We start from the raw sequence: 7,420 nt of genomic DNA on the forward strand, positions 1-7,420 counted from the left end.
CTCGCGCGAGGAGTAGACCTTCGCCATGTAGTTGCCGACGGGGACGTAGACGAGCGCCAGGGCGCCTGTCAGGGCGAGCAGCTGGAGCAGGCCTGCAAGTGCGGGACCCATGTCGTGTCTCAGAACCTCTCCGGGTAGATCAGGGCGAGGACGAGATAGCCCAGCAGGGCGACGGCCACGACCAGGCCGACGATGTTCTCGATGGTCACAGCTTCGTCACCCCCTTGGCGACGAGGGCCACCAGCGCGAAACCCGCGAGCACGGTGACGACGAAGGCCAGATCGGCCATCGCGAACTCCTGGAGTGAGGTTCGGTTGAAACGGACGCTACGAGGAAAGCGCCTGTATGGCCGGATCCGGTCGCCCCTTGACGGCCCTCTTACGGCCGACCCGGAACCTTTGACGGGACTCTTACGGCTCCTGACCCGTACCGACGGGTAGCGCGCCGTGACGGTAGTGACCCCGGTCACAGCCGGAAGCGCAGCCGGCAGATCGCGGCGTCCGTCTCCCGCCGCACGGCGTGCGCCACGACCGCGCCCCGCTGGTTCTGCAGCAGCCGCTGCCACAGCCGCTCCGGCTCGGTCTCGGGGATCAGCACGGTGACGCGGGTGCCGGGCTCGGTGGCGGCCACCTCACGGACGTACGCGGCGATGGGACGCCCGAGCGAGCGGCGTGCGCAGGACAGACGTACCAGTGGCACCCCGGGGTCCCAGTCCGCCCAGGCGCGCTCCAGCGCGTGCAGCTGAGCCCGGTCCTCGGGGTCCGGATAGCACACGGTGACGGCGCGGACCTCGTCGCCGAGGGAGGTGGCGGCGGTGAGCGCCTCCGAGGTCAGCCGGGACAGCGTGGACACCGGGACGACCACCAGCGAGCGCTCGCGGTGCGGGACCTCGGGGATGCGGCCGAGCCCGAGCCGCTCGCCGATCCGGCCGTAGGCGCGGTGCACGGCGATGAAGGCGGCCACCAGCAGCGGCAGCGCGATGACGATCAGCCAGGCACCCTCCTCGAACTTGCTCGCGGTGACGACGACGGCGGCGACCCCGGTGAGGATCCCGCCGAAGCCGTTGAGCAGCGCCTTCCCGCGCCAGCCGGCGCCCTTTTCCAGCCGCCAGTGCCGGACCATGCCCACCTGGGCGATGGTGAAGCCGACGAAGACACCGATGGCGAACATCGGCACCAGGGTGTTGGTGTCACCGCCGGAGAAGACCAGCAGCGCGGCCGAGACGACGGCGAGCGCGAGGACGCCGTGCCGGTGGACCTGGCGGTCGGCCTTCAGGGCGAAGACATGCGGCGCGTAGTTGTCGCGGGCGAGCAGCTTCAGCAGCACCGGCAGCCCGCCGAAGGAGGTGTTGGCGGACAGGGCCAGCAGGATCATCGTCGCGAACTGGATGACGTAGAACGCCCCGTTGTGGCCGAGCGCGGCGTCCGCGAGCTGGGCGAGGACCGTGACGCCCGCGACCGGCTGGAGGTGGAAGCGGCCGATCAGCACCGACAGGCCGATCAGCATCAGTCCGAGTACGGCGCCGAGGGCGATCTCCGCACGCTGGGCCCGGCGCACCCGCGGCACCCGGAAGGAGGGGACGGCGTTGGCGATGGCCTCCACGCCGGTCAGCGCGGCACACCCGGAGGCGAAAGCCTTCAGCAGAAGGAGCGCGCCCACGGAGGAGGCGTTGCCCGCGACGACCGAGGCATGCCCGGCCGCGGTCGCCGTGCTCACCGGGTGGGAGCGGAACAGACCGACAATGATCAGTACGAAGATCGAGCCGACGAACACGACCGTCGGCACGATGAAGGCCTTCGCCGACTCCACTATCCCGCGCAGATTGACGCCCGTGATCAGCGCGAGCACCACCAGGCACAGCCACAGCCGGTCGCCGTAGAGGGAGGGGAAGGCGGAGGTCAGCGCCGCCACGCCCGCGGTCACCGCGACCGCGACGTTGAGCACGTAGTCCAGCACCAGGGAGGCGGCGGCGACCAGACTGGTCCGCGCGCCCAGATGCGCCTTGGCCACGGCATACGACCCGCCGCCGTCCGGGAAGGCCGCGATGACCTGCCGGTACGACGCCACGAGCACCGCGAGCAGGGCGGCGATGGCCAGCGTGACGGGCAGTGTGAAGCCCAGCCCGTGCGCACCCGCGGCGGCGAGGACGAGGACGATTGCCTCCGGGCCGTACGCCACCGACGCCATCGCGTCCAGCGACAGGGCCGCGAGCCCCGTGACGGCGGTCAGCCGGTGACGCTCGCCGGTATCAGGCGGCTCCTCGCCGGCGGGTACGGCATCCGGCTGCTCGATGGTCAGGACGGACATGGGCACGTGCTCCTTCTTCGTTCAGCCACGCACGAGAGTCGAAGCGCACGCGGGTGCACCCAGGTTCAGACCTTTTCCCGCCATGTACGTCCGTTCCTTGCGGCATCTTCGCGCCGAACCGGCAGACCTTGACGCGATCTTGACGGGCATCGCCATCAGAGCCGTATCAAGGTCCACCGATCAGCTTCCCCAGGTCACTACCGTCTGCGCCATGGGACGCCCTGATGCATCAGGTGAGGCGGTGCACGACCACGACTGGACGCATGAGTTGTTGAGCGCCGTCCGCTGCGCCGGCGTACTGCTCACCCTGCTGCTCCTGACCGACTGGGGCTCCGGCCGGATCGCCGTGGGGCGCGCCGCGCTGTGGTTCGTGCTCGCCGGGCTGCTCTTCGTCGTGCTGTATCCCGCCCGGGTGTCCGCCGGCGGGAACTGGCTGGCCTCGCGCCGGCTGGTGTGCGAGCAGCGGGTGCGGACAGACCTGCTGGTGTCGGTCCGCTGCATGGACGGCATCTCGCCGCGGTTCCTGTTGCGGGACGCCCTGGGCGGCCGCATCGAGATCGACCCCGAGGTCCTCGTCCGCAACCCGCACCTGTGGTTCCGCCTGAACGAGGGCGCGCGGAAGGCGGCGGACGACGGACTGCTGCTGTGCGGCCAGACCGCGCTGCGCCGCCTCTCGATCCGCATGGACCGCGAGACGGCACGGGCCGTGTTCAAGGCGTCCGGACTGGACTAGGGCCTGTCCGGCGGATCCTGTCGGGGACGCGGGTGCTGGCACGCCCCTCTGCGGCGTTGTCGTCACTCGCCGACTCCCCCACGCTCGACTCCGCTCACGCGCGGGGGACCCCCACCGCGTCGACTCCCTCCTCCGCCTTGCAGCTGGACGCACTGCCCCCGCTCACCTGCGCCGATGAGGCACCGTCACTTTCCCGCGACCTGATCCGCCGGACAGGCCCTAGTGCCGCATCAGCCAGCGTTTGCTTTGCAGTTCGCGGTATGGGCTGACTGATTTTCGCGCACAGCCAGGATCGTGTGTCCGTAACGTCGAGTCACGCGTCCAGCTGTGCGCGAATGAGCATGTCGAGTCGCTGCCATGCTGGGGACGCGGCGTTGACCGTGCCCTGGATGAGGGCGGGGATCTCGGAGGTCGCGTCCAGCTCGGGCAGTTCGTCGGCGCCGTAGCGGTCTCGGGTCGCCTCAGCGATCCGGTGGGCGAGGTCGTCGATTCGAGGATCGTTGGCGTCGAGGTCGTGCGCGTGGTCGTAGTCGAGGAAGAGCTGCCGCAGCGCGGGGTCGGCCAGGGCCTCGGTCTGGTCCTGGAACAGGATGATCGCTTGGTCCGGGTGAGTGGCGAACACGAGGATCCACAGGTCGCGTTGGAGGTCCATCCATCGAGGGGTGAACCCCCAGCGGACCAGGTGCTCCAGGTGTGCGCTGATCTGGGTGGGTAACGGTGCCGGATGCCCGGCGGCAAGCTGGCGCAGGCGTCCTTGCGTCGCACGCAGGCCACGGATGCGGGCGGTGAGCTCGTCGTCGATCTCGCGCAGTGCCTGCTGGAAGTCTTCGCCGGTCGCTGATCTCAGGTCCCGGATCCGGGCCAGGGGGATTCCGGCCTCGGCGAGGGTGCGGATCTTGATCAGCTCGATGGCGTCGTTCGCGCCGTACCGCCGATAGCCGGACGCATCGCGCTCGGGCTCGGGAAGCAGCCCCTTGTCGTGATACACGCGAATGGTCTTGGTCGACACTCCGACGTACCTGGCCAGCTGCCCGATGGTGATCACCGGCCATCGTCCCACTTGACCTTTCCCCAAGGGCAGGGCTGCACCATGACGTCATGGGCAACCAGAACATCGATCGAGAGACCCTGCGCGAGCTGGCCGATGAGGGCAATGAGACTGCTTTGGACCGGCTTGCCGATCTTGCCGACGCGGCCGACGACCTCGGGGAGCTGAGCGAGCTGTTGGACGAGGGATCCATGCGAGCCGGGCTCCTACTCACTCGACGCGCAGCTGCAATCGGCGACCTTCGCGAGCTGCAACGGATCTCGGATGCCGGATACGACGACGCCGGGAACGAGCTGAACCGACTGCTGAAGGCGCCGGTCAACGGGCAAGGGCACTGAGGATCCGGCTGTTTCGCAGTTGCCGTCCAGGCCCGCGGGCATCGCTCAGTCCCTGCGGTTTGCCGGATGCGGCTGTACGCCCGTCATGAGGATGTCCAGCCCGCGCCGCGTGGTCGCCAGGACCACCCGGTCGCCAGTCCGCAGCACTCGGCCCTGCGGCGGACGCCAGTCAAAGCCGGACCGGTTCGCGCGCAGGCCGGTGAGGGTGTCCACGGAGGAGACCTGCACCGCAGGACTCACGGCCCCGACGGCGAGCACCCGCCACTCGTTCTCCCGGAACGCCTCGTGCACCGAGCGCCCCTCCAGCTCCGGATGCCCGGCCACGTCGACGCAGGTGAACAGCAGCGAGCCCCGCTCCACCGGCATGACACCGAGCACGTGGCGGCCCATCATGGCGGCGGCGAAGGACGGAGCGGCCAGCGCGGAAACGCTTCGGCTGCGGGTGAGCGCCTCCGGGTACGAAGCGCGCAGGGTGCGCTGGACGGTCGCCGCAAGATCGTCGTCGTAGAGCCGCATGACCACGCGCACCTCAGGGTTGGTCTCCCGTGCCGCCATGACGATGTCCAGGTTCTGGCCGTCGTCACGGGTCAGCACGAGCAGGGAGCGGCTGTGCCGGACCTGGGACAGATCGAGCACACCGGGGGCGGTGGCGTCCTGCAGGATCAGTGACACGCCGAGTTCGCGGGCGAAGGCGACACCGCGCGCGTGCGGGTCGCGTTCTATCACCACGACCTGGTGGTCAGTGGTGCGCAGCCGGGCCAGCACTCGGGTGCCGATCTTCCCCAGGCCGACGAGGACGATGTGGCCGATGGTGTCCTCGTCGGGCGGTTGGCTCGCGGAGGCGGCGCGGAAGGCTTCGGTGGCGTTCAGCGTGGCGGCCACGACGAGCGGCAGCACGGCCAGACCGACGAAACCGGCGACGAGCTGGAGGACGCGGCGGGCGACGGACTCGTTGGTGGCCGGGTCGCCCATCGTGAAGATGTCCAGCATCGGCAGGTACAGGTTCTTCCACCATGGGTGCTCGTCCGCGAACAGCGCCGTGGCGGCGGCCAGCGCCAGCACCATCGCCCCGAGCGCGCCGAAGACAGCGGTGAGCTCGCGGGAGAGGAACACCTTCCACGGCAGGTGCGCCGGCCGGGCCCGCAGCCAGGCCCCGGTACGACCGCGCCGACTGCGGCGGGCCGGTTCGGGCGCGTGATGATGGGTGACCTCCTCCAGCATCAAGCGGCCGTGCGTGAACTGGCGGTGATACGCGGTCCGGGTGTCCGGCAGCAGTTGGGTGCCCTCCTCGCCGGGCGTCTCCGGGCTGTCCTGGCTCGCCGGGTCGTCCTGGTGGGCACCGGAGAGGACGGCGAGCGTGGCCAGGTCGGTGGTGTGCGACGGGGTGCCGGCCGGGCGGACGACACCGCGGAAGACCTTGTCCTCGACCTGGAGCGTGTGGCCGTGGCCGACGGCGGCTGCCGCCACGAGTTCGGGTACGGCGGTGTCGGCGTCCGACAGCACCGTGGTGGAGGTGTCCAGCGCCGCCTCCCCGGACAGGCCGGCGGCACGGTCAAGCAACCGCTCCAGGTGCCGGCCTCGCTCGCGGTGGAACATCCGCACCACCAGCCGCACGGACGGGTTGAGGGTGCGGGCCAGCAGGGCGGCGGTCATGTTGACCTGGTCGTCGCGGTAGGTGAGGGCGAGCGCGGCGGCCCGCTCCACCCCGGCGGCCCGCAGGGTCCGCTCGTCCGGGCGCGCGGAGACGAGCAGTTCGACCGGCGAGCGTGGGTCCTCGTGCAGCGCGGAGATCCGGTCGCCGTACTCGTCGTCCCGGGACGGCACCACCACGGTGACGACCTCGCCGCACACCGCGTCCAGTTCGAGGGCGAGCCGGTGCGCGAGTCCGTCGTCACCGAAGATCACCATGTGCTGAGAGCGCTGGCCAAGTTCCGGGCGCAGATGGAGAGTTGACGTCACACCGGAAAGGAACGACAGGAGGCGCGGCGCCGTTCCGCCGGGCGGCCGGTCCGGCGTCAGGATCACGTCAGGGAATCCGGCCCGCCCGGCTTCATCACCTCCGCATTGTTTCCGCGATGTCCGGCCTCACGCCCTGCGTACTGGTCCCGCCGTGTCCAGCGCCGCCCCTGTCTGGTCGGCCAGGGTGACGGCGACCAACCGGGCCTGGAGCGGGGGCACCGGTCCGGGGCCGGGGGTGAGCATGAAGCGGCCCTGGTAGTGGCCGTTGCCGTAGGTGCGCAGCTCGATCTCGCCCTCCGGCCACCCGTCGGTGTCCGGGTTCCAGGTGCGGCGGCCCACCGTCACGCTGCCGTCCTTCTCCATGCGCGGCGGGCGGCCCAGGAGCGTGCCGTACTCGAAGCGGCATGCGCCCAGGCCGAGCAGGCCGGTCAGCTCGCCGCGGACGTGGTCGACCACGATGTCCGCCGAGTTGGCGCACTGCACAAGGTCGGCCGTCCGATGGATCCGCGCCAGGTGATCCGCGTCGGTCACCGTCATGACCTCCAGCCGGCGGGCACGGGCCGCGAGCTGGGCGACGATCACGCCGACGACCAGCAGCAGCACCGCCGTTTCGATGTCGGCGGACGCGGTGATGTCGAAGGTCTCGTACGGCCGGGTGAGGAAGAAGTCGAACCAGGCTGCCGCCGACAGCGCCGCGACCACGCCCGCCGTACGGCTGCCCAGGGCGGCCACAGCGACGACCACGACGACGAGGACGAGAGCGGCGTTCGTGTGCGTGAGGCTCGTACGGAGCGGGACGAGGGCCAGGGCCACGAGGAACGGGGCGGCCAGGCCCGCCGTCAGGGCGAGCCGGTCCCGCAGCGGCAAGGGCCGCGCAGCCTGGCTTCCTCGCGTGCGGTGCAGCTTCCAGGTGCCGGGCACAGTGCTCATCACGCGCCTCCTACGTTCTGCTCGGTTACGCTCTGCTCGGTCGGTTCGGCACCCGCCCGCAGATCCGCGAACGGCAGGGAGACGACCATGGTGAGGCCGCCGCCG

General features: G+C 70.6%; 8 protein-coding genes. 2 read left to right on the plus strand and 6 right to left on the minus strand.

Annotation, left to right across the window (positions count from 1 at the left end):
* Nucleotides 1–119 precede the first annotated feature (119 nt).
* Genes kdpF through IE277_RS45870 form a run of 3 tightly spaced genes read right to left on the minus strand, consistent with a single transcriptional unit; the run spans nucleotide 120 to nucleotide 2,307 of the window.
* Entirely contained in the window at nucleotides 120–209 is a 90-nt protein-coding gene (gene kdpF / locus IE277_RS45860) for a K(+)-transporting ATPase subunit F (RefSeq protein WP_189959980.1), read from the minus strand.
* Nucleotides 206–469 (minus strand): hypothetical protein, encoded by a 264-nt coding sequence (locus IE277_RS45865; protein WP_189959994.1) that lies wholly within the window; start codon nucleotides 467–469, stop codon nucleotides 206–208. Before IE277_RS45865 ends, kdpF begins: the two co-directional genes overlap by 4 nt.
* The gene (locus IE277_RS45870) at nucleotides 466–2,307 is read right to left on the minus strand and encodes an APC family permease (RefSeq protein WP_189959982.1); all 1,842 of its coding nucleotides are present in this window, start codon (nucleotides 2,305–2,307) and stop codon (nucleotides 466–468) included. The genes IE277_RS45865 and IE277_RS45870 overlap by 4 nt, the downstream gene beginning before the upstream one ends.
* A 211-nt stretch (nucleotides 2,308–2,518) precedes the next feature.
* On the opposite strand from IE277_RS45870, the gene IE277_RS45875 reads away from it, so the two are divergent.
* Entirely contained in the window at nucleotides 2,519–3,040 is a 522-nt protein-coding gene (locus IE277_RS45875) for a hypothetical protein (protein ID WP_189959983.1), read from the plus strand.
* 313 nt (nucleotides 3,041–3,353) lie between these two features.
* On the opposite strand, the gene IE277_RS45880 is transcribed toward IE277_RS45875, so the two are convergent.
* Nucleotides 3,354–4,100, minus strand: a complete 747-nt coding sequence (locus tag IE277_RS45880; RefSeq protein WP_229882574.1) for a MerR family transcriptional regulator — start codon at nucleotides 4,098–4,100, stop codon at nucleotides 3,354–3,356.
* Nucleotides 4,101–4,138: 38 nt separating this feature from the next.
* Between IE277_RS45880 and IE277_RS45885 the strand changes: the two genes are divergently transcribed.
* Complete coding sequence (locus IE277_RS45885; protein WP_189959985.1) at nucleotides 4,139–4,426, plus strand: hypothetical protein; 288 nt, start codon at nucleotides 4,139–4,141, stop codon at nucleotides 4,424–4,426.
* A gap of 45 nt (nucleotides 4,427–4,471) precedes the next feature.
* Here IE277_RS45885 and IE277_RS45890 read toward each other — a convergent pair whose 3' ends face one another.
* Nucleotides 4,472–6,334 carry a potassium channel family protein gene (locus IE277_RS45890; RefSeq protein ID WP_189959987.1) on the minus strand — a complete coding sequence of 621 codons (1,863 nt, stop codon included), beginning with the start codon at nucleotides 6,332–6,334 and terminating at the stop codon, nucleotides 4,472–4,474.
* Between the two features lie 177 nt (nucleotides 6,335–6,511).
* A complete protein-coding gene (locus IE277_RS45895) occupies nucleotides 6,512–7,315 on the minus strand; it encodes a DUF4118 domain-containing protein (RefSeq protein ID WP_189959990.1) in 804 nt (267 codons plus the stop codon).
* Nucleotides 7,316–7,420 lie beyond the last annotated feature (105 nt).

It is taken from the genome of Streptomyces alanosinicus, assembly GCF_014650595.1.
Classification (GTDB): Bacteria; Actinomycetota; Actinomycetes; order Streptomycetales; family Streptomycetaceae; genus Streptomyces; species Streptomyces alanosinicus.

What these genes read in the sequence shown, in the direction of transcription:
- IE277_RS45870 (WP_189959982.1), bottom strand. Translation starts at nt 2,307, where the DNA reads ATGTCCGTCCTGACCATCGAGCAGCCGGATGCCGTACCCGCCGGCGAG.
- IE277_RS45885 (WP_189959985.1), top strand. Translation starts at nt 4,139, where the DNA reads ATGGGCAACCAGAACATCGATCGAGAGACCCTGCGCGAGCTGGCCGAT.
- IE277_RS45890 (WP_189959987.1), bottom strand. Translation starts at nt 6,334, where the DNA reads ATGGTGATCTTCGGTGACGACGGACTCGCGCACCGGCTCGCCCTCGAA.
- IE277_RS45895 (WP_189959990.1), bottom strand. Translation starts at nt 7,315, where the DNA reads ATGAGCACTGTGCCCGGCACCTGGAAGCTGCACCGCACGCGAGGAAGC.
- IE277_RS45875 (WP_189959983.1), top strand. Translation starts at nt 2,519, where the DNA reads ATGGGACGCCCTGATGCATCAGGTGAGGCGGTGCACGACCACGACTGG.